Raw genomic sequence first — 21,332 nt, 5'->3', positions numbered from 1 at the left:
GCCGTTTGCCTCCCGCTTAGCCCGGCGATGCAGTCAGCTCATCGGGGCCGCTTACACCAGTGGTATGCGATGCACCGTGTTCGGCACGGGATACCTCGGCGCCACCCACGCGGTGGGGATGGCGGCACTGGGACACGACGTCCTCGGGATCGACATCGACCCGGGCAAGGTGGCCAAGCTCGCCGGGGGTGACATCCCTTTTTACGAGCCTGGCCTGCGAAAGCTGTTGAACGAGAACCTGTCTGGGGGGCGCCTGCGGTTCACCACCGACTACGACGCGGCCGCTGACTTCGCCGACCTGCACTTCCTGGGCGTGGGCACACCGCAGAAGAAGGGCGAATACGGCGCCGATCTACGCCACGTCTACGCCGTCATCGACGAGTTGGTGCCGCGGCTGACGACGTCGGCGGTGCTGGTCGGCAAATCGACGGTTCCGGTGGGCACCGCGGCCGAGTTGACCCAGCGCGCCGCCGCGCTGGCGCCGCGGGGCGTCGACGTCGAAATCGCCTGGAATCCGGAGTTTCTGCGTGAAGGCTACGCCGTGCAGGACACACTGTGTCCGGACCGCATTGTGCTTGGGGTCCAGCAGGATTCGGTGCGCGCCGAGGCCGCGGTGCGTGAGCTGTACGGGCCGCTGCTGGACGCGCGGGTGCCGTTCCTCGTGACAGATCTGCAAACCGCGGAGCTGGTCAAGGTTTCCGCCAATGCCTTTCTGGCGACCAAGATTTCGTTCATCAACGCCATTTCCGAGGTATGCGAGGCCGCCGGGGCCGACGTCAGCCTGCTGGCCGATGCGCTCGGATACGATTCCCGGATCGGGCGCCAATTCCTCAACGCCGGCTTGGGTTTCGGCGGCGGCTGCCTGCCCAAGGACATCCGCGCGTTCATGGCGCGCGCCGGGGAGCTGGGAGCCGACCAAGCGCTGACGTTCCTGCGCGAGGTGGACAGCATCAACATGCGCCGCCGCACCAGGATGGTGGAACTGGCCAGCGCGGCATGCGGCGGTTCACTGCTGGGCGCCAACGTCGCGGTGCTCGGCGCGGCGTTCAAACCCGAATCCGACGATGTCCGCGACTCACCCGCGCTCAACGTCGCGGGGCAGCTACAGCTCAACGGCGCCGCGGTCAACGTCTATGACCCCAAGGCCCTGGACAACGCGCAGCGGCTGTTCCCGACGCTGAACTATGCGGTCTCGGTCGAAGAGGCCTGCGAGCGCGCCGATGCCGTGCTGGTGCTCACCGAGTGGCGGCAATTCGTCGAGCTCGACCCCGACGATCTGGCCGGCGGGGTGCGGGCCCGCGTCATCGTCGACGGCCGCAACTGCCTGGACGTCGCCCGCTGGCAGCGGGCCGGCTGGCGGGTGTATCGGCTCGGCGCGCCGCGACCGTAGTGACGGCGGGCGGGCCCAAAACCCCGGCGAGTAGCCTGACCGGCGTGGACTATGCCGGCGCATTCCTCGACGAGAACCGGGCTTTCGCGGAGCTGTTCGACGGGGTCGACGAGTCCACGCCGGTGCCCACCTGCCCGGAGTGGACGCTGCGGCAACTGTTCCGCCACGTCGGCCGGGGGGACCGCTGGGCGGCCCAGATCGTGCGCGATCGGCTCGAGGACTACGTCGACCCCCGCACGGTGGACGGCGGCAAGCCGCCGCCCGATCCCGCCGACGCGATCTCCTGGCTCCAGGGCGGCGCTCGGCGGCTGGTCGACGCCGTGGAGCTCACCGGGGTCGAGACGCCGGTCTGGACGTTCCTCGGGCCGCGCCCGGCGAACTGGTGGATCCGGCGCCGGCTGCACGAGGTGACCGTGCATCGGGCCGACGCCGCGATCGCGCTGGGCGTCGATTTCACCCTCGAACCCGACGTCGCGGCCGACGGCATCAGCGAATGGCTGGAGTGGATCGCGATCCAGGCGGGCAGCCGGGATGCGCCGCTGCCGCTCGAGGACGGCACCACCCTGCACCTGCACGCCACCGATCCCGGCCTCGGCGACGCCGGCGAGTGGACGGCCGCCGTCGACCAGAGGCGGATCACCTGGTCGCACGAGCACGGCAAGGGCAGCGCCGCGTTGCGGGGTGGCGCCACGGAGCTGCTGCTGGCAATGCTGCGCAGGCGGCCGCTCGCCGACACGGGCGTCGCACTGTTCGGCGACGAAGCCGTGTGGGAACGCTGGTTGGACCGTACGCCCCTCTAGCCGCGGGGCCGCACGGTAATTTGCACACCATGACCACATCGGAGATCGCCACCGTTCTGGCATGGCACGACGCCCTCAACGCCGCGGACATCGATACCTTGGCGTCCTTGTCCAGCGACGACATCGAGATGGGTGACGCGCACGGAGCAGCGCAGGGCCACGAGGCGCTGCGCACCTGGGCCGCCTCGCACCGGTCGGCCACCGAGCTCGGCCGAATGTATGTGCACGACGGCGTCGTGGCCGTCGAACAAAAGCCCAGCGGCTCCGGCGATCCGGCGGCCGCCACCAACCCCGCGCTGACGTTCCGGGTGGTCCACGACCACGTCACCTCCGTATTCCGGCACGACAGCCTGGCGTCGGCGCTGGCGGCCACCGAGCTCACCGAATCCGACGCCGTCGACTAGGACCCAGGCAGTAGGAGCTATTCATGCGCGGAATCATCTTGGCCGGCGGGTCGGGCACCCGCCTGCATCCGATCACCACGGGCATCAGCAAGCAGTTGTTGCCGGTCTACGACAAGCCGATGGTCTACTACCCGCTGTCCACCCTGATGATGGCCGGAATTCGCGACATCCTGGTGATCACCACCCCCCATGACGCGCCCGGATTTCAGCGACTCCTGGGCGACGGCTCGCAGTTCGGCGTCAACATCACCTACGTGACGCAGGACCGGCCCGACGGTCTGGCCCAGGCGTTCGTCCTCGGTGCCGACCACATCGGCAACGAGTCGGTGGCTCTGGTGTTGGGAGACAACATCTTCTACGGCCCCGGGCTGGGCACCAGCTTGAGCCGATTCCAAACCATCACCGGGGGAGCGGTTTTCGCCTACTGGGTGGCCAACCCGTCGGCGTACGGTGTGGTCGAATTCAGCGACGACGGCCGGGCGCTGTCCCTGGAAGAGAAACCCCAGACACCGAAATCCAACTACGCGGTTCCGGGACTGTACTTCTATGACAACGACGTGATCGAAATCGCCAAGGGCCTCAAGAAATCGGCGCGCGGCGAATACGAGATCACCGAGGTCAACCAGATCTATCTCAACCGGGGCCGGCTCTCGGTGGAGGTGATGGCCCGCGGAACGGCCTGGCTGGACACCGGCACCTTCGACTCGCTGCTGGACGCCAGCGACTTCGTCCGCACGCTGGAACGGCGGCAAGGCCTCAAGGTCAGCGTGCCCGAGGAGGTGGCGTGGCAGCGGGGCTGGATCACCGACCAGCAGCTGGCTGACCGGGCGCACAGCCTGCTCAAGTCCGGGTATGGCTCCTATTTGCTGAATCTGTTGGAGCGGAGCCGGTTTCACTAGGCTTGGCCAGCGCCGCCGCGATCGCCGTCGTCAGCGGAACCGACAGCGCCAACGCCATCCCACCCACCGCCGAGCGGGCGATCTCGATGGCCACGCTCTCGCCGGTCAGCACGTCCGTCAACGAGCGGTTGGCGACGCTGAACAGCAATAGCAGCGGCAGCGAACTCCCGGCATAGGCCAGCACCAGCGTGTAGACCGTGCTGGCGATGTGATCGCGACCCACCCGGATGGCGCCCAAAAAGATCGCCCGCCGCGAGCCGCCGAGGCGGGCCAGCTCGAACACCGTCGAGGATTGGGTCACCGTGACATCGTTGAGCACGCCCAGCGACCCGATGATGAAGCCGGCCAGCAGCAGTCCGCCGATCGACACATTGCCCAGGTACGCGCTGACGGTGGTGTTCTGTTCATCCGATAGTCCGGTCAGGTGCGCGAGTTCTATTGCCGCCCAAGATAATCCGGCGGCAAGCAGCAGTGCCGACAGGGTGCCCAGCAGCGCGGCGCTGGTCCGCAGGCTGACCCCATGGGCCAGGTAGATGACCGCGTAGAGGATCGCCGCCGACGCCACCAGCGCCACCGGGACCGCGGGCGCCCCGTCGCGCAACGCCGGCAGCAGGAACAGGACCAGCACCACGAAGGCGACCACGATGCCCACCAGCGCGAGCAGCCCGCGCCAGCGCGCCACGGCCACGATCACCACCGCGAACGCGATCGCCAAACCGCCCAGCGCCCAGCCCCGTTCGAAGTCGTAGAACGCGTAGCTGGTGGCGCCCTGATCGTCGACCTGGCGCACGACCCGAATGTGGTCGCCCACCGCGAATTTCGGCTGGCCGGGGCCGGGGGAGGACTCCAGCAGCGTGTTGGCCCCCGCGTTCGGCCCCGAATCGATGGCGACCTGGGTCAACACGCAGCGTCCGGCGCCCGGTGCGGCGGGCTCCGGGGGGCCGGTGAGGACCTGACTGACCGACGGGCTGCCGCAGTCGCCCAGCCCGCTGGAAAGCACGTGCCCGGCCTGCGTGCTCACGGCGCCGCCGGACGCGCTCTGCAGTGGCATCGGAATGTCGACGCGCTGCCGACTGGGCCACAGCAGTATCGCGCCGACGGCCACGGCCACGCCGATCGCGACCAGCAGCCCGACAACGATCCTGGCGGGCAACGGATCAACGCCCGACGGACCCGGCGGCATGCTGTGCGAGTGGGAGTGCGTCACCCGCTCCACCGTAGAGGCGGTTTCCTGGACGCTTACTGGCGATAGCCGACGAGGAAGTTGCCCAGCCGCTCGATCGCGGCCGCCAGATCGCGGGCCCACGGTAGGGTCACGATGCGCAGGTGATCCGGTGCGGGCCAATTGAAGCCGGTGCCCTGGGTGACCAGAATCTTCTCCTGCAGCAGCAGGTCGAGGACGAGCTGCTCGTCGTCGTCGATGTCGTAGACCTCGGGGTCCAGTCGCGGGAAGGCGTAGAGCGCACCGTCCGGCTTGACGCAGGACACCCCCGGAATCTCGTTGAGCTTGGTCCAGGCGACGTCGCGCTGCTCGAGCAGCCGGCCGCCGGGCAGGACCAGGTCGTCGATGCTCTGGTAGCCGCCCAGGGCGACCTGGATCGCATGCTGTGCCGGGACATTGGGGCACAGCCGCATGTTGGCCAGCAGGTTGATCCCCTCGATGAAGCTGCTGGCGTGGTCCTTGGGCCCGGTGATCGCCAGCCAGCCGGCCCGATAACCGGCCACCCGGTAGGCCTTCGACAGGCCGTTGAAGGTCAGGCACAGCATGTCCGGCGCCAGCGAGGCCAGGTTGATGTGGGTGGCGTCGCCGTACAGGATCTTGTCGTAGATCTCGTCGGCGAGCAGCAGCAGCTCGTGCTTGCGCGCCAGTTCGACGATCTGGGTGAGGACTTCGCTGGTGTAGACCGCGCCGGTCGGATTGTTCGGGTTGATCACGACCAGTGCCTTGGTGCGGTCGGTGATCTTCGACTCCAGGTCGGCGATGTCGGGCTGCCAGCCCTGCGTCTCGTCGCACAGGTAATGCACCGGGGTGCCGCCCGCCAGTGAGGTCGACGCCGTCCACAGCGGGTAGTCGGGCGACGGGATCAGCACCTCGTCGCCGTTGTCGAGCAGGGCCTGCAGCGTCATCGTGATCAGCTCGGAGCACCCGTTGCCCAGGTAGACGTCGTCGACGTCGAAGCGGGGGAATCCGTCGACCAACTCGTAGCGGGTGACCACGGCCCGCCGCGCGGGCAGGATGCCCTGCGAGTCGGAGTAGCCCTGGGCGTACGGCAGGGCCTGGATCATGTCGCGCATGATCACGTCGGGCGCCTCGAAGCCGAACGGCGCCGGGTTGCCGATGTTGAGCTTGAGGATGCGGTGTCCTTCGGCCTCCAGCCGCGCGGCCTGCTGATGCACCGGTCCGCGGATCTCGTACAGGACGTCCTGAAGCTTCGACGACTGCGCGAAACTACGCTGCTGCCGGTGATGCGCCGGCGGGTGTGGTGGCACCTGGTGAGGCAGCTGGTGGGTGGTCACATCACCAATGGTGCCATCACTGTCCACTGAAATTTGCTGACGGCGTCAAACTGTGATCAACGTTTGCCCGGTGGGCGCGCGCCACGAGCGATGCCCAGACCTTTAACGGGTGGTGTGGGCTTTGCTGCGTCGCCCTCGGCTGCCTTTGCCGGCTCGGCTTCGGGAGCCGGCTCGACCTGTGCCTGGTCGGCGGGCTGAGCCTCGGCATCGGCCTTCGGGGCCTCGGCTGCCGGGGCGGCCTTCTTGGCGCCGGGACGCTTGGCGCCCGCCGCGATGCCCAGGCCCTTCACCGGCGCGGCGGGCGCCTTGGCCTCGGGGGCGGCTTCGGGGGTTGCGTCGGCCGGCTGAGCCTCGGCATCGGCCTTCGGGGCCTCGGCGGCCGGGGCGGCCTTCTTGGCGCCGGGACGCTTGGCGCCCCCGGCGATGCCCAGGCCCTTCACCGGCGCGGCGGGCGCCTTGGCCTCGGTCTCGGTCTCGGTCTCGGCCTTGCCTTCTGCGGCCGGGGCGGCCTTCTTGGCCCCGGGACGCTTGGCGCCGCCGGCGATGCCCAGCCCCTTCACGGGCGCGGCAGGTGCGGCGGCCTCGGCCTTGCCTTCTGCGGCCGGGGCGGCCTTCTTGGCCCCGGGACGCTTGGCGCCCCCGGCGATGCCCAGCCCCTTCACGGGCGCGGCCGCGGCCTCAGACTTCGGGGCCGTCTCGGCGGGTGCCTCCTCGGCCTCCTCGGCGGGCGCGGTCACCGTCGCCGTGGCAGCCGCGGCCTTGGGCGCCTGAGCCGCCCGCTTCTCGGCTTCCTTGGCGGCCGTGCCCTTTTCGGGCAGTGTCGCCTTGTCGTACTCGAGAGACGCGAGCAGGATCTGGGCGACGTCCAGCACTTCGACGCCCGTGCGCCCGGCCTCTTCCTGCCGGTCGTTGACACCGTCGGTGATCATCACCCGGCAGAACGGGCACGCGGTGGCGATCGTGGTGGCCCCGGTGGCCAGCGCCTCGTCGACGCGCTCGTGGTTGATCCGCTTGCCGATGTGTTCTTCCATCCACATCCGCGCGCCGCCGGCGCCACAGCAGAAGCTGCGCTCGCCGTGTCGCGGCATCTCGGTGAGGTTCGCGCCGGAGGACTCGATCAGCTCCCGCGGCGGTTCGTAGACCTTGTTGTGCCGGCCCAGGTAGCAGGGGTCGTGGTAGGTGATGTTCTGGGACACCGGGGTCACCGGCACCAGCTTGTTGTCCCGGGTCAGCCGGTTCAGCAGCTGGGTGTGGTGCAGCACGCTGTAGTTGGCGCCCAGCTGCCGGTATTCCTTGCCCAGGGTGTTGAAGCAGTGCGGGCAGGTCACCACGATCTTGCGATCGACGGTCTCGGTGCCCTCGAACAGCCCGTCCAGGGTCTCGACGGCCTGGGCGGCCAGTTGCTGGAACAAAAACTCGTTGCCCGAGCGGCGCGCGGAGTCGCCGTTGCAGGACTCGCCGGTACCCAGCACCAGGTACTTCACCCCGGCGATGGCCAGCAGTTCGGCGACGGCCTTGGTGGTCTTCTTGGCCTTGTCGTCGTAGGCGCCGGCGCAGCCCACCCAGAACAGGTATTCGTAGCCGTCGAAGCTGTCGACGTCCTCGCCGTAGACCGGCACGTCGAAGTCGACCTCGTTGATCCAGTTGGTGCGGTCGGAGGCGTTCTGGCCCCACGGGTTGCCCTTGGTTTCCAGGTTCTTGAACAGCACCGAGAGCTCCGAGGGAAATTCGGACTCCATCATCACCTGGTAGCGGCGCATGTCGATGATGTGATCGACGTGCTCGATGTCCACCGGGCACTGCTCGACGCAGGCGCCGCAGGACACGCAGGACCACAGCACGTCGGGGTCGATGACGCCGCCCTGTTCCTCGGTGCCGACCAGCGGCCGGGTGGCCTGCTCGGGGCCTGAGCCCATGACGCGGCCGAAGCCTGACTCGGGAACGTGGTGGGCCTCGGCGTGCTTCTCGCCGGCCAGCTTGTCACCGAGTCCACCCTCCGGCGTGTTCTCGGCGGGACTCTCCTTGTCGCCCAGGATGTAGGGCGCCTTGGCCATCCAGTGGTCGCGCAGGTCCATGATGACGAGCTTGGGTGAGAGCGGCTTGCCGGTGTTCCACGCCGGGCACTGCGACTGGCAGCGCCCACACTCGGTACAGGTGGCGAAGTCCAGCATGGCCTTCCAGCTGAAGTCCTCGACCTTGCCGCGCCCGAATGTTGCGTCGTCGGGCGGGTTTTCGAAGTCGATCGGCTTGCCGTCGTACTCCAGCGGCAGCAGCGGCCCGAGCCCGTCGGGCAGCCGCTTGAAGATCACGTTGATCGGCGCCGTGAAGATGTGCAGGTGCTTGGAGTGCAGCACGATGATCAGGAACGCCAGCATGACCGCGATGTGCAGCAGCAGGGCCGTCGTCTCGATGATCTCGTTGGCGGGCTGGCCCAGCGGACGCAGGATGACGCCGAACAGTTGCGACAGGAAGGCGCCGTTGCCGTAGGGCAGCGTGCCGTTGTTGACCGCGGCTCCGCGCACGAACACGTAGGTGAAGACGACGTTGAAGATCATGAACAGCACCAGCCAGGCGCCGCCGGTGTGGGAGCCGTAGAACCGTGACGAGCGGCCGATCTCTCGCGGGCTGCGCATCCAACGGATGATGGCGAAGGTGACGATGCCCAGGAAGACGGCGGTCGCGAAGAAGTCCTGCAGGAAGCCCAGCGCGTCCCAGCGCCCGATGAACGGGATGTGGAAGTCATCCTGGAAGAGCAGCCCGTAGGCCTCGATGTAGACCGTGAGGAGGATGAAGAAGCCCCACATCGTGAAGAAGTGCGCCAGGCCGGGGATCGACCATTTGAGCAGGCGGCGCTGCCCGAAGACTTCGGAGACCTCGGCCCAGATTCGCTTGCCGGGTTCGTCGGTGTGCCCCGGGGCCGGCCTGCCGGCCGTGATCAGCTTGAACAGCCACAGGACCCGTCGCGCGGCGAGCGCGGCCACGACCAGCGTCATGCCCATGCCCACGACCAGCCTGATGAGCATCTGCGTTGTCACAGAAGGTCTCCCCAATGCATCGATAATTCGGCCTGTGCTTATTTGCCTGCTTAAGCCCCGCTCATAGTTACATCTTCGCGGCTTTGGGCGCGAGAAAGGCTGCCCTAACTTGGGAGTTCGTCGGTATCTCTGGCCTGCTGATTGATACCCCTCGCCGGATGTGACGTTTGTCGGAGTGATCAGCGCCACCAAATTTCGCTGAGTGACCCTTTTCTGGGGCCCTTTTTCGCGCGTAGCCGCAATCGTTCGCGTCAGCGCCCGAATGGGGGTTGGAAGATCGGCGGCAACAGACGCGCGCGCGTCGTCGTCGGCGCCACGGTCGTGGTGGTCGCCTGCGATGTGGTGGTGGGTGGCGCGCTGGTGGTCGTCGTGGTGCTCGGCGGAGGCGTCGTCGTTGTCGTGGTCGACGGCTCCGGGGCCGCGGTCGTGGTGGTCGTGGTGGCCGGCGCCTCGCTGGACGGCGGTGGCGGGGCCGGAACCACGGTGACGGTGGTGCTGTCATTGGGCCCGGTGATGGTCACGGTCTGCGGCGGTGCCGATGGGCGGGGCGGCGACGACGGAGGGGCCGGAGTGGACTTCGTCATCAGCAGGCCGATCGCCAGCGCCACGGCCACCAGCACCGCCACCCCCGCCCCGGCCACGGTCAACACCAGCGCCGTGCGCTTGTACCAGGGCAACCCACCCTGCGCGGGATACTCGGATTCGCGTGCCTCGCTGGCGTATTCGCCGGTGGCGTCGCGGCCGGTGTAGGGCACCGGCTCGTCGGCGTCGGCGTCTTGTGACCACGCCAGCGCATCGTCCACGTCGGTGGCCTGGGCGGCCCACGCGGCCTGGGTCGCGCCGACACCCGCGGTGCCGACCATTTCAGTCGGTGTCTCCACGGCGGCGGCCGCGGCGGTTTCAGCGCCCCCCGACGCGTACTGCGCACCGAGCGCCGCCGCGCCCAGGGCGGCCAGCGACGCCGGCCGCGCCGTGCTGCGGATCGGCACGCCGAAGCGCTGCGACAACCGGGCGGCGATCAGCGGAATGCTCGCGCCGCCGCCGACGATCGCCACGCCGCGCAGGTTGGCGTTCGGAATCCCATTGCTCCGCAACGTTTCTTCGAGAGAGGTGACAAACCGGTCCAGCGACGGGGAGATCAGTTGCTCGAAGTCGGTGCGGGTCAGTTGGGCGGCCTCACCGGAAGCGCCCGCGACGGTGCTCACCGGGGCCGTCGAGAGCTGCTCCTTGGCGCGCCGGCAGGCGTCGAGCAGGCGGGTTTGCGACCCCATCCGCGCGCTGCCCCCCAGGACGGCGGTGCTGACATCGGAGGCCAGCAGGTGATCGACGATGAGCTGATCGATCGCGTCGCCGGAGAAATCGGTGTGCCGCACGGCCGGGCCGGCGGGCGCAAAGCCGGCGCGGGCGTCCATCAGCGTGACGGTGGTGCCGCCGGCGCCGAAGTCGCACAGCGCGATGACGCCGTCGGCGGGGAATCCCGGTGTGTCGCGCAGCGCCGCGAGCGCGGCCGTGGCGTCGGACACCAGCATCGGAGCGACCCCGCCGCGCGCGAGGTCGGATTGGGCGAAGAACTCCTCACGCAGCGCCGCGAACTGGTCGTCGGACCAGTAGGCGGGCACCGCGATGGTGATCGGCGTCCCGTAGCCGACCGTGCGGGCCATCGCCTCGATCGCCTCGACCGTCAGCGCCGCGCCCAGGTATTTGGTGCCGTCGGCGGCCACCAACGGGGCCCGGTCGCCGACCCGCTCGACGAACCCGCGCAACACCAGGCCGGGTGCGGTCAGGTTCGGATTCTCTTCCGGCAGGCCAACTTCAGTGGGCCGCTGCTCGAACAGGGTCAGCACCGAGCTGCGGGTGACCGGAGCGCTGCCGGCGCGGGCTGCCACCAGGTTGGCCACCCCGATCGATAGCCCCAGCGCCTCGCTCATGTCCGTACCCCTGTGTCGGTTGTCCGTGGATTGCAGCGAGTCTAGGGCGCCGCAGGCGCCGCGTCGCCGAGCGTGACCGGCCTGGCGCCGACTCGCTAACGCAGGCCCGGCGGCACCGTGATGACCGTCGGCACCTGCGGAATGGTGATCACCGGCGGCAGCTGCGGCAGATGGTGGCGATGCGTGGGCTGCTGCGTTTGTTGTCCGGTGGGCCGCTGCTGCGTCGGCTGCTGGGCCGGGGGCTGTTCTTCGGCGCTACTGCTGGGTCCGGTGGTGGTGGTCGTCGTCGTGCTTGTTGTTGTTGTCGTGGTGGTGCTCGTCGTCGACTTGGGCACGTGGTTGACGGACTGGTTGTCGTGAATGAGCTCGATGATGCCGAACACGATCAGGGCGATCAGGATGACGACGGAGATCAGCCAGGCGATGAGCATCGCGGGCTTGCGATACCAGGGTGTCGGCTCGGGTTCCTGGTCGAACGGGTCGACGCCGTGGGGCTGCTCGAACCCGTGGGGCGGCTGGGGCGGGAAGTTCGGGGGCGGGACTTCACCGGTCGGCGGCTCGCTCATGCCGAAGTCGGCATGCTGCGTCGGCCGGTTGTGGAAGTCATCGCGTGGACCGTTGGATGCCACGGGACTGATGGTACTGACCGCACCTGCCAGTCTGCTGATGCCAACCCCTGAGCGGGTCGGTCGCGTGGCTCAGAAGGACGGGCGCGCTGGGTGCGTACCGCTCATCAGGGTTGATCTCGTTGGTCGCAGAACGGTGCCAATCGCGGACCGGAACCCACTCGCTGGATTGTGGCGCTTAACACACCCGCTTGACCCTTCGGCCGAATAGTGCTCTTCTACAATGGAATTCGATAGGCACGTCAGCTTTGACCAATAGAAAATTCGTGACAGGCTCGTTTTTCCGCATCGATATGGAAGTCGAACGGCGGTCCCGCACCGAGCGCCGCGCCTGGGTAGATCAGCGACCAAGCCGAGCAGAATCGCGCGATACGCGAATACCTTGACCGTGCCAGGACGACACGCACCTGCCGTGACAGCAGGGGCGCCGGTTATGACATCGGGCCCTGAGACGCGGCGAGCGACCATGAAAGCCGAGCACAGGGTAGGGGGACGATCACGATGTCCGGCCGGCTCGCCGATCAGCCCCGGGTTCGTCATCTCCGCTACAACGTTCGGCTCTGCTAGTGGCCACCGACGATTCGGCATACCGCGAATGGTGGCCAGCGGCCAGCGATGACGCTCTGACGGTGGCGAGCCAGCGGCGTCGCATGGCGGAATTGCGCGATGAGACCGACCCGGCGAAGTGCACAGATGCGGCTGACGAGGAAGCGTCGCAGAGTGCAGTTGGCGCCGGCGCGGAGGCGGGAAAGCAACTGACGAGCGCCGTGGTCGTCATCGCGCTCGTCTCGGCGATCTCGGGCATGCTCTACGGCTACAACACCGGTGTCATCTCCTGGGCCCTATTGCAGCTGACCGAGGAGTTCAACATCACCGCGGTCTGGAAGCAGGTGGTCGCCGCCAGCATCCTGTTCGGCGCCATCGTCGGGGCACTGGCGTGCAGCTGGCTTTCCGATCGGTTCGGCCGGCGCGGCACACTGTTGATGCTGGCGGTGGTGTTCATCGTCGGCGCGCTGTGGTGCGCCGACGCGCCGGATGTCGTTGTGCTGTCGCTGGGAAGGCTGGTCCTGGGCTTCGCGGTCGGCGGGGCGACGCAGACGGCACCGATGTATGTCGCCGAGCTCTCGCCGTCCGCCTACCGGGGGCGGTTGGTGCTGTGCTTCCAAATTGCCATCGGGGTGGGCATCCTCGCCGCTAACCTCGTCGGGGTCTTCGACTCGGTCTCCTGGCGGGGCCCGACCGGAGTCGCGTGCGTACCCGCCGCGATCATGCTGTGGCTGTTGCTGCGGCTCCCGGAGAGTCCGCGCTGGCTGGTCAAGCAAGATGATCGAGACGCCGCACGAGCCGTGTTGGAGCGGGTCCGGCCCGACGGGTACGACGTGGGTGCCGAGCTGGACGAAGCGACCGAACTCGCGCGCATGGAACGCAAGGCCAGCACCCGCGGCTGGAGTGGGCTGCGCGACGCGTGGGTGCGGCCGGCCCTGGTCCTGGGCTGCGGCATCGCAGTATTCACCCAGCTCAGCGGCATCGAGATGATCATCTATTACGCGCCGACCATCTTGACCGACGACGGCGTGTACCGGTCCGTGGCTCTGCTGGTGTCGGTGATGTTGGGTGCGACCTACGTGATCGCCCAACTGGTCGGGTTGGCCATTATCGACCGAGTCGGTCGGCGCCGGCTCACCCTCATCATGGTGCCGGGCGCGGCGATCAGCCTGTTCGCGCTCGGCCTGATCTTCGTCACCGCCGACAGCGGTCACGATGTGATCACCTACATCATGATCTGCCTGATCGCCTTCATGGTGTTCAATGCCGGCGGCCTGCAGCTGATGGGATGGCTGACCGGCTCGGAGACCTATCCGCTGGCGGTGCGACCGGAGGGCACCGCCGTGCATTCGGCGACGCTGTGGGGGACCAACCTACTCATCACGCTGACGCTGCTGTCGCTCATCGATGCGATCGGGGTCGGACCCTCGATGTGGCTCTACGCGTTGTTCAACGTGGCGGCGTGGATCTTCGTCTTCTTCCGCATGCCCGACCTCACCGGTAAAAGCCTGGAGGAAATCGAAAAGAACCTGGCCGAGGGGAAATTTCGACCTTCAGACTTCACACGCTGACGAATGCGCTTGCGCGGCAGCGCCGGCCCCACGTGCTGTGATAGCGAGGGCTGATAGGCGACGAGGGAGGGCGTTGTGGGGTTATCGGACTACGAGTTGCGACAACTGGGGAAGGCGCGCGAGCACAAGGAGCGCGAGTTGCGCCGGTCCCCGCGGAGTCTGGTCCCGGCGTCGGTCAAGGACAAGGGACGCGCCTGGTACGACACTGCGCTCAAGGCACCTGGTGCGGGCAAGGTCAAAGACAGCGGAGCCGCCGTGCTCAAGGCGACGGCCGAGGGCGCGGGGAAGTTCATGACCCGCACCGGTCAACTGACGACGTCGGAGGCCCGCGTGGTTCGGGCCTACGCCAAGAAGGGCCACCCGGTCGAGCATCTGGACGATATCCGCAGGCTGGATCTCAGTGCCGTTGACAAGGTGGCCTCCTTCACGCGGCTGCATTACACCTATGCGGTATCCGCCGCCGCCGAGGGCGCCGCGGCCGGACTGGCGGTCGGCGGCGGACAAGCGATAGTCGCGGTCGGCGCCGTCGCGGGCGCGGGGGCCGGGGCCGCGCCCGGATTGGGAGCGATCGCGGGTGCCCTAGGTGCGGATGTCGCCACTCTCCTGATCGCGTGCAGTCGAATCGTTGCTCATAGCGCCCTCTATTACGGCTACGATCCCCGCGACCCGGCCGAAGAAGTCTTCATGATGCAGATCATCGGGCTCGGTATGGCCGCAACGCCGTCAGCGAAAGCTGTTGCTTACCAACAGCTTGCCGTTTTGACTCGCAGCCTGGCCACGAACATGACGTGGCGGCAGCTCAATCAGCAGGCGTTCGTCAAGGTCGCTCAAAAATTCGCTGCCAAGTTCGGGCAAAGGCTCACTAAGAGGAAGCTCGGGCAGTTCGTACCGATCGCAGGTGTCGGTATTGGGGCTGCCTTGAACTGGAAGATGGTCGATGACGTGTCGAAGGCCGCTTACTGGGCCTACCGCGAGCGATTTCTTTACGAGAAGGGCGGCGACCTGGCGCCGGTCGTCATCGATGCCGAGGTCGGCGAAGCCATGGTTGAGGACGACGGCGAGGACTCCATCGATGTCATCGGCATCCTCGAATCCGAAGGCATCGTTCTCGATGATGATGATGACGATGGGGGACACGGTGTATCCGAATGCCGAGATTCCCAGTAGTTCTCGTGCAGGCGATGCCGGAGAAACGCGGCATCGCATCCGTAAGGCCCGGTCCCTGGCTGCCTGGATGGGGCCATCGCATCTGTGATGGCGCCACTGGCGCCGGTACCCACCCCCACTGGACTACCGATGACTTGAGCAAGGTGATCGGGGTCCAAACTATCGGCACGTCGTGTGCCGGATTCCGGCCCTACGCAATGGCGATATCGCCTGACGACTACTTGGTCGCGTGCTTTCCCGCCGACGCTGGCACTGGTCAGCTCGCCGGGCCAGGATCGACGTGGAAGGTCTACCATCCATGACCCTTTGGCGGTCCTTCAGGCCCTGGAACGTGTCGACCTTGTCGATCCTGACGAACCTATCTTGGCGTTTGCTGCTCAGAGCCGCGTGCGCGGTCACACACCAGCCGTTGACTGGCCTCGCAGAATAAGTTCGATCCGGTCCAACAGTTCGCTCGGGCCGTCGTGGGCGCCGTCTTTCCAGGCCACGAGTGCGTTGAGCAGGTTGACCGGCTGAACGGTGAGTCGCAGACCGAGTAGCACCGTCTTGGTGGTGTCCGCGACGGCATCTACGGGCCGGTACGTGATAGCGACTTGCAACGATTGAGCACCCGCGGGCTGGGCGATGAGCTTGGGCTCGATTGACTCAACCAGGTCACGCCGGATTTCGGTGAGCTCGCTCCCACGGTCGACCAACCGCACGGTCAACGCCGACGGGGTGATGCAGAGAAGGCAACGTCGCCACATGCGAACGACGCCCCACACGGTCAGTGTGGTCACACCTAGTAGGAGGAAGCCGCCGTACCGCAGCCACGCCGGATTGCCGGGTCTGAAGCCCAAATCGACCATGGCGAGTCCCATCAGCGGGAGCAGCAGCGTCGCGCTGTAGGCGTTGCCCTCGTACCAGGGAATGTAGCGGCAGACAATCTCATCACGCGTCCGGCTGACCCCGGCACGAAAGATCCGACGCTGACCGATGAGGATGACACCGCCGGCCACAGCCACGCCGACAGCGAGAGACCAACTAGTTCCGACCAGCACGCCGATGACCGCCAATAGGCACAACGCGCCGCCGAAGCAGTAGCGCAGCACCCGCCACCGGAGCTTTGCCTTTCCACCGGCCATCAGTGCCCCTCTCGCGTTCCGCTCACTGGGCCTGGCGGTGACCGGCGGGCGCCGGATTCGCCGCCGGACCAGGCCGGGTGGTCAGCCAGATATGGGCCCGATCCACCGGCGAATCGTCCAGCGCGGTTACTGTCAGCTGGGCAATCAGCGTCTCCCGTTCGGCCGCGATGATCCGAGACTGTGACGCGCTGTCGATGGTGCCGAGCTCATGTGCGATCTGCATCGTGAGCGTCCCCACCATACCGACGCCCTCGTTGGCTGCGGCGAATTCCCGATGCAGTTCATGACATTTCGGCGCCGACTGCAACTGCTGCTCGGACAGCATGGCGAACACTTCAGCGGGATCCAGTGGCGCCTGAACCCGATGCATCGTCAATACCGCGTTGGCACAGAACACGTCGATGCGCGGGTCGTCGCGCCAAGCCCACACCCGTATGCCGACAGCGGAATCGAACGGTTCCCACCGCGGCGGCACCCCCACCTCAACGACGAACCCGGCGAACCGATCGACCGAAGACACAGCGAGGCCGCGTTCGTCTGTGAACTCATCGAATCGCATCGTCGTTCTACCCGAAACCGAAGATGGATTCCACGCCATGCACCACACTCCCGACAGCATCGGCGGCGGGCTCCCAGGCCACTTCAACCGTTTTGGACGCCGCGAAGGCGAAGCCCGCTCCCACCACGGCGCCTGCCACCAAGCCAACCGCAGTCCCCGCTCCCGGAACGATCGAACCGACTGCTGCGCCAAACTCCGCGCCCGCCCATAGCCCGGCGGCGACACCCGCAGTCTCCCGGGTGATCGCCTCCGGCACGGAGTTGCCGTCTTTGATGTCGGACATGACGGCCGGTATCGCGCTGGCCGCGCCGACCACACCACCGATCCGCGAGAACCCGGGCATTTCGACCCCGCCGATTTTCGCGTCTTCCAACCACCTCAACAGGCCCGGATCGGCCTTACCGGGACCCGTACCCGGGGACGCGGCGATCAACGTGGTCGTCGCCCCACGCACACCATCGGCGGTACCACCTGCGATGGCGCCCGAAGCCCCCGTCAGCACCTCCCCCTTCGTCGGGGCCAACGCGGGCCCCCCGCCGGGCTGCTCGGCCGGTCCCTGGTCGGGTCCGGCCTGAGGGGCTGTGAGGTCGTATCCGTCCGCGTGCAAGGTCCCCATCGCGTTCTGAAACGAGTTCGAGTAACCGTTGCGGGTTGATTGCAGCTGGCCCAGCGCGGCTTTGGTGTCGCGGATCGCGTCGTCTTCGCGGCCGCCGATAAACGCATCAAGAGCGTGTCGGTCTTCCGCGGTGAGTGTGGGATCTTTTTCCATCTCCACCGCTTGGCCGATGAAGCCGTCCAGCTGTTGCAACCGACTTTCCAAGGCCGCGATCTGTCCGGCTGGGGTCTTCTGCGCCTCGGCCAGGGTGGCAGCGATGTTCTCCAGATCTGCACCGATCTTGGGTAGCTGCAAGGACTGCGCCCCAAGGGATTTCGTCACCCGCTGCACTTCGGCGGAGCCGTTGATCGGATGATCTCCATTCTGATGGTTCCACGCAGCGTCAAAGCGGCTACGGGCTTGGTCGAACGCATCGGTGGCCTCAGCGGTGCATCGCCCCGCCTTGAGAAAGGCCTCCGCCAGCTGAGCGATCTGAAAGGGGCTACCGGCCTGCAGGCTGTGGTTGATCGCCCACGGGTCGCCACCGGCTTCGGCGATCAGCGCCGCGACGCTGATGTAGCGGAGTTGCATGGAATCGTCAGGGCTTCTTGAGTAGGCCGGGTCTGAGCGAGGTCAGCAGCACCGGCAATTGGTCAACGACGTCACGCGGCAGACCGATACCCACCCCGCCGCGCTGCCGAAAAGGTTAGCGCCTAGAACGTGTTGACCTTGTCGATGCTGACGAACATGCCGTGCTTGGTCTGGTCGTTGGTGAAGCGGGTGCCGTCGACGTTTGCGATGATCGTCCAGCCCTGGGCGGCATAGGTCTGGTAGTCGATCTTGACGGTCGGGATGGCGCCGAGGTTGCCCAGCACCCACTGCACCTTGCCGCCGGTGGTGATGCTGACGCCGTTGGCGTGCTCACCGTCCTGCAGCGGGGAGTTGGTGAAGGGCGCCTCGCAGCCGACGGTGTCCTTGTTGATCTGGCAGCGGGTCACCCCGGATTTGGTCTCGATGAAGACGTAGCCGTTCTGGTCGGGCGGCAACGGGATGGCGCCGGCCGGATTCGTGGGACCCGTCGGCGCGGCCGGAGCCGTCGGCGCCGGGGCGGCGGTGACCGACGGCGAAGGCGTCGTGGATCGGGGCGTGGGGAAGGACGGTTCGCCTGCGCCCGCCCCGCGCGAGGCCACCGGTCGCCCGCCGATGACGGGGCTGCAGCCGGAGACCAGCCCGGAACCGGCGCATAGGGCCACGAGCAGCAGCGAACCAGCGGCCAGCCTTCGCCGCGCCTTATCCGATAACCGCACCCGCTGCTCCCCAGACGATTCGAATAGCGGCACTCAGGTTACTCACCCACCGACGACAGTCGCTGCACTCGAGCGCCTATCGATGCGGCGCCGATGGTGAAGTTTTATCGCCGCGTGACCCACGCGCGGGGAGTGTATGCGCCGCCGTCGCCGCGTTGGTCGTCGCCGCCGCGGCGGATATCCGGTCCCCGGGAACAACACACGACCGCGGGCCGTTAACATGATCGACAAGTTGAGTGAACCAGACTCAAGACTAGGTTGACAGCCGACTGCCCCGACGGGCAGGCTTGAGCGGGGTTCACTCAGCATAGTGGCACTAAACAGGCTCTACACAATCAGGAGGAATCACTATGGCTCGTGCGGTCGGTATCGACCTCGGGACCACCAACTCCGTCGTCGCAGTCCTCGAGGGCGGTGACCCCGTCGTCGTCGCCAACTCCGAGGGCTCGCGGACCACGCCGTCCGTCGTCGCGTTCGCGCGCAACGGCGAGGTGCTCGTCGGCCAGCCCGCCAAGAACCAGGCGGTCACCAACGTCGACCGCACCATCCGTTCGGTGAAGCGGCACATGGGCACCGACTGGTCCATCGAGATCGATGACAAGAAATACACCGCCCAGGAGATCAGCGCCCGTGTGCTGATGAAGCTGAAGCGTGACGCCGAGGCATACCTGGGTGAGGACGTCACCGACGCGGTCGTCACCGTGCCGGCGTACTTCAACGACGCCCAGCGTCAGGCGACCAAGGAAGCCGGTCAGATCGCCGGCCTGAACGTGCTGCGCATCGTCAACGAGCCGACCGCCGCCGCGCTGGCCTACGGACTGGACAAGGGCGAGAAGGAACAGACCATCCTGGTCTTCGACCTCGGTGGCGGCACCTTCGACGTCTCGCTGCTCGAGATCGGTGAGGGCGTGGTCGAGGTCCGCGCCACCAGTGGTGACAACCACCTCGGTGGGGACGACTGGGATGACCGCGTCGTCGAGTGGCTGGTCGACAAGTTCAAGGGCACCAGCGGAATTGACCTGACCAAGGACAAGATGGCGATGCAGCGGCTGCGTGAGGCCGCGGAGAAGGCCAAGATCGAGCTCTCGAGTTCGCAGAGCACCTCGATCAACCTGCCTTACATCACCGTCGACGCGGACAAGAACCCGCTGTTCCTCGACGAGCAGCTCACCCGTGCCGAATTCCAGCGCATCACACAGGATCTGCTGGACCGCACCCGGCAGCCCTTCCAGTCCGTGATCAAGGACGCCGGTATCTCGGTCTCCGAGATCGACCACGTGGTCCTGGTGGGTGGTTCCACCCGGATGCCCGCGGTGTCGGAACTGGTCAAGGAGATGACCGGTGGCAAGGAACCCAACAAGGGCGTCAACCCCGACGAGGTGGTCGCCGTGGGTGCCGCACTGCAGGCGGGCGTACTCAAGGGCGAGGTGAAAGACGTTCTGCTGCTTGACGTCACGCCGCTGAGCTTGGGTATCGAGACCAAGGGTGGCGTGATGACCAAGCTCATCGAGCGCAACACCACGATCCCCACCAAGCGGTCGGAGACCTTCACCACGGCCGATGACAACCAGCCGTCGGTGCAGATCCAGGTGTACCAGGGTGAGCGCGAAATCGCTTCGCACAACAAGCTGCTCGGGTCCTTCGAGCTGACCGGAATCCCGCCGGCGCCGCGCGGTGTCCCGCAGATCGAGGTCACCTTCGACATCGACGCCAACGGCATCGTGCACGTCACGGCCAAGGACAAGGGCACCGGCAAGGAGAACACGATCAAAATCCAGGAGGGCTCCGGCCTGTCCAAGGAGGAGATCGACCGGATGATCAAGGACGCCGAGGCGCACGCCGAGGAGGACCGCCAGCGTCGCGAGGAAGCCGACGTCCGCAACCAGGCGGAATCGCTGGTCTACCAGACGGAGAAGTTCGTCACGGAACAACGCGAAGCCGAGGGCGGCTCGAAGGTTCCCGAGGACACGCTGTCCAAGGTCGACGCGGCGATCGCCGAGGCCAAGACGGCCCTGGGCGGCACCGACATCACCGCGATCAAGTCGGCGATGGAGAAGCTGGGCCAGGAGTCGCAGGCCCTCGGGCAGGCGATCTACGAGGCCACCCAGGCCGGCGGCGAGCAGGCCGACGCGACCGACGGGGCGGCGGGGTCCGCTGACGACGTCGTGGACGCGGAGGTGGTCGACGATGACCGGGAGTCCAAGTGACAGAAGGAAATCCACAGGAGCAGGTGACCGTCACCGACAAGCGGCGAATCGATCCTGAGACCGGTGAAGTACGGCAGGTCCCTCCCGGCTCCGCGCCGGGAGGGGCTGCGCCGGCCGAGGAGCCGGCGGTGCAGGGCGAGGGCAAACTCGCCGAGCTGACCGCCGATCTGCAACGCGTGCAGGCCGACTTCGCCAACTACCGCAAGCGGGCTTTGCGTGACCAGCAGGCCGCGGCGGACCGGGCCAAGGCCGCCGTCGTGAACCAATTACTGGGCGTGCTCGACGATCTCGACCGGGCACGCAAGCACGGCGACCTGGAGTCGGGCCCGCTGAAGGCGGTGGCCGACAAGCTGGAAGGCGCGCTGACCGGGCTCGGCCTGACGGCATTCGGCGAGGAGGGCGAAGACTTCGACCCGGTGCTGCACGAAGCCGTGCAGCACGAGGGCGATGGCTCCCGCCCGGTGATCGGGACCGTCATGCGGCAGGGCTACAAGCTCGGTGATCAGATACTGCGCCACGCCATGGTCGGCGTCGTCGACACCGTCGCCGACGGCGACCACGAACCGGATGCGACCGGTGAGGGCGAAGAAACCGGACCGGTCGGATCGGGCGATAACGCCGGCACCTCCGGTGACTAGACCACACAATCAGCACAAC

The 21,332-nt window shown here is 67.2% G+C and carries 17 protein-coding genes; 8 read left to right on the top strand and 9 right to left on the bottom strand.

All coding sequences use genetic code 11. From position 1 onward, the window contains the following. Nucleotides 1-64: 64 nt before the first annotated feature. From A5775_RS20940 to rfbA, 4 genes are read left to right on the top strand one after another with little or no spacing between them, the layout of a single operon-like run. Nucleotides 65-1,390 carry a UDP-glucose/GDP-mannose dehydrogenase family protein gene (locus A5775_RS20940; RefSeq protein WP_067256624.1) on the top strand — a complete coding sequence of 442 codons (1,326 nt, stop codon included), beginning with the start codon at nt 65-67 and terminating at the stop codon, nt 1,388-1,390. A gap of 44 nt (nt 1,391-1,434) precedes the next feature. Further along, nucleotides 1,435-2,190 (top strand): maleylpyruvate isomerase family mycothiol-dependent enzyme, encoded by a 756-nt coding sequence (locus A5775_RS20935; RefSeq protein ID WP_067256684.1) that lies wholly within the window; start codon nt 1,435-1,437, stop codon nt 2,188-2,190. A 29-nt stretch (nt 2,191-2,219) separates the two neighbouring features. Further along, nucleotides 2,220-2,594 carry a nuclear transport factor 2 family protein gene (locus A5775_RS20930; RefSeq protein WP_067256621.1) on the top strand — a complete coding sequence of 125 codons (375 nt, stop codon included), beginning with the start codon at nt 2,220-2,222 and terminating at the stop codon, nt 2,592-2,594. Nucleotides 2,595-2,617: 23 nt separating this feature from the next. Continuing rightward, nucleotides 2,618-3,493 (top strand): glucose-1-phosphate thymidylyltransferase RfbA, encoded by an 876-nt coding sequence (gene rfbA, locus A5775_RS20925; protein WP_067256619.1) that lies wholly within the window; start codon nt 2,618-2,620, stop codon nt 3,491-3,493. Here rfbA and A5775_RS20920 read toward each other — a convergent pair. The 5 genes from A5775_RS20920 to A5775_RS20900 form a co-directional block, all read right to left on the bottom strand. After that, a complete protein-coding gene (locus A5775_RS20920; protein ID WP_067256682.1) occupies nt 3,435-4,700 on the bottom strand; it encodes a YibE/F family protein in 1,266 nt (421 codons plus the stop codon). The two genes, rfbA and A5775_RS20920, sit on opposite strands and share 59 nt — an antisense overlap. Nucleotides 4,701-4,732: 32 nt before the next feature. Further along, on the bottom strand, nt 4,733-6,037 hold the full coding sequence (locus A5775_RS20915) for a pyridoxal phosphate-dependent aminotransferase (protein ID WP_067256617.1): 1,305 nt from the start codon (nt 6,035-6,037) through the stop codon (nt 4,733-4,735). Nucleotides 6,038-6,066: 29 nt separating this feature from the next. Further along, nucleotides 6,067-9,045, bottom strand: coding sequence for a (Fe-S)-binding protein (locus A5775_RS20910; protein ID WP_082953103.1), 2,979 nt, complete (start codon nt 9,043-9,045; stop codon nt 6,067-6,069). A gap of 251 nt (nt 9,046-9,296) precedes the next feature. After that, entirely contained in the window at nt 9,297-10,973 is a 1,677-nt protein-coding gene (locus A5775_RS20905; RefSeq protein ID WP_067256613.1) for an Hsp70 family protein, read from the bottom strand. Nucleotides 10,974-11,068: 95 nt separating this feature from the next. Next, nucleotides 11,069-11,602, bottom strand: coding sequence for a hypothetical protein (locus A5775_RS20900; RefSeq protein WP_067256611.1), 534 nt, complete (start codon nt 11,600-11,602; stop codon nt 11,069-11,071). A gap of 563 nt (nt 11,603-12,165) precedes the next feature. Between A5775_RS20900 and A5775_RS20895 the strand changes: the two genes are divergently transcribed. Then, nucleotides 12,166-13,716: a sugar porter family MFS transporter gene (locus A5775_RS20895; protein WP_082953102.1), complete on the top strand. Its 1,551-nt coding sequence runs from the start codon at nt 12,166-12,168 to the stop codon at nt 13,714-13,716. A 75-nt stretch (nt 13,717-13,791) separates the two neighbouring features. Further along, complete coding sequence (locus tag A5775_RS20890; protein WP_067256609.1) at nt 13,792-14,883, top strand: EcsC family protein; 1,092 nt, start codon at nt 13,792-13,794, stop codon at nt 14,881-14,883. Between the two features lie 395 nt (nt 14,884-15,278). Here the strand turns inward: A5775_RS20890 and A5775_RS20885 are convergent, their stop codons facing one another. The 4 genes from A5775_RS20885 to A5775_RS20870 all read right to left on the bottom strand — a co-directional run bounded on the left by A5775_RS20885 (nt 15,279) and on the right by A5775_RS20870 (nt 18,468). Beyond that, nucleotides 15,279-16,007, bottom strand: coding sequence for a hypothetical protein (locus A5775_RS20885; protein WP_067256607.1), 729 nt, complete (start codon nt 16,005-16,007; stop codon nt 15,279-15,281). A 22-nt stretch (nt 16,008-16,029) separates the two neighbouring features. Beyond that, entirely contained in the window at nt 16,030-16,527 is a 498-nt protein-coding gene (locus tag A5775_RS20880) for a hypothetical protein (RefSeq protein ID WP_231995234.1), read from the bottom strand. 46 nt (nt 16,528-16,573) lie between these two features. Continuing rightward, nucleotides 16,574-17,752: a hypothetical protein gene (locus tag A5775_RS20875; protein WP_067256602.1), complete on the bottom strand. Its 1,179-nt coding sequence runs from the start codon at nt 17,750-17,752 to the stop codon at nt 16,574-16,576. A gap of 122 nt (nt 17,753-17,874) precedes the next feature. Next, nucleotides 17,875-18,468, bottom strand: a complete 594-nt coding sequence (locus A5775_RS20870) for a hypothetical protein (RefSeq protein WP_067256600.1) — start codon at nt 18,466-18,468, stop codon at nt 17,875-17,877. Between the two features lie 350 nt (nt 18,469-18,818). Between A5775_RS20870 and dnaK the strand changes: the two genes are divergently transcribed. Together dnaK and grpE are read left to right on the top strand one after the other, a co-directional pair. Next, nucleotides 18,819-20,675 (top strand): molecular chaperone DnaK, encoded by a 1,857-nt coding sequence (gene dnaK / locus A5775_RS20865; protein ID WP_067256597.1) that lies wholly within the window; start codon nt 18,819-18,821, stop codon nt 20,673-20,675. Further along, entirely contained in the window at nt 20,672-21,313 is a 642-nt protein-coding gene (gene grpE, locus A5775_RS20860; protein ID WP_067256595.1) for a nucleotide exchange factor GrpE, read from the top strand. Before dnaK ends, grpE begins: the two co-directional genes overlap by 4 nt. The last annotated feature ends 19 nt before the right edge of the window (nt 21,314-21,332 follow it).

This window comes from Mycobacterium sp. 852002-10029_SCH5224772, assembly GCF_001667315.1.
Lineage (GTDB): Bacteria > Actinomycetota > Actinomycetes > Mycobacteriales > Mycobacteriaceae > Mycobacterium.
Note: the sequence above shows the minus strand (reverse complement) of the source record. Positions and strands in the feature narration are given on the sequence as shown.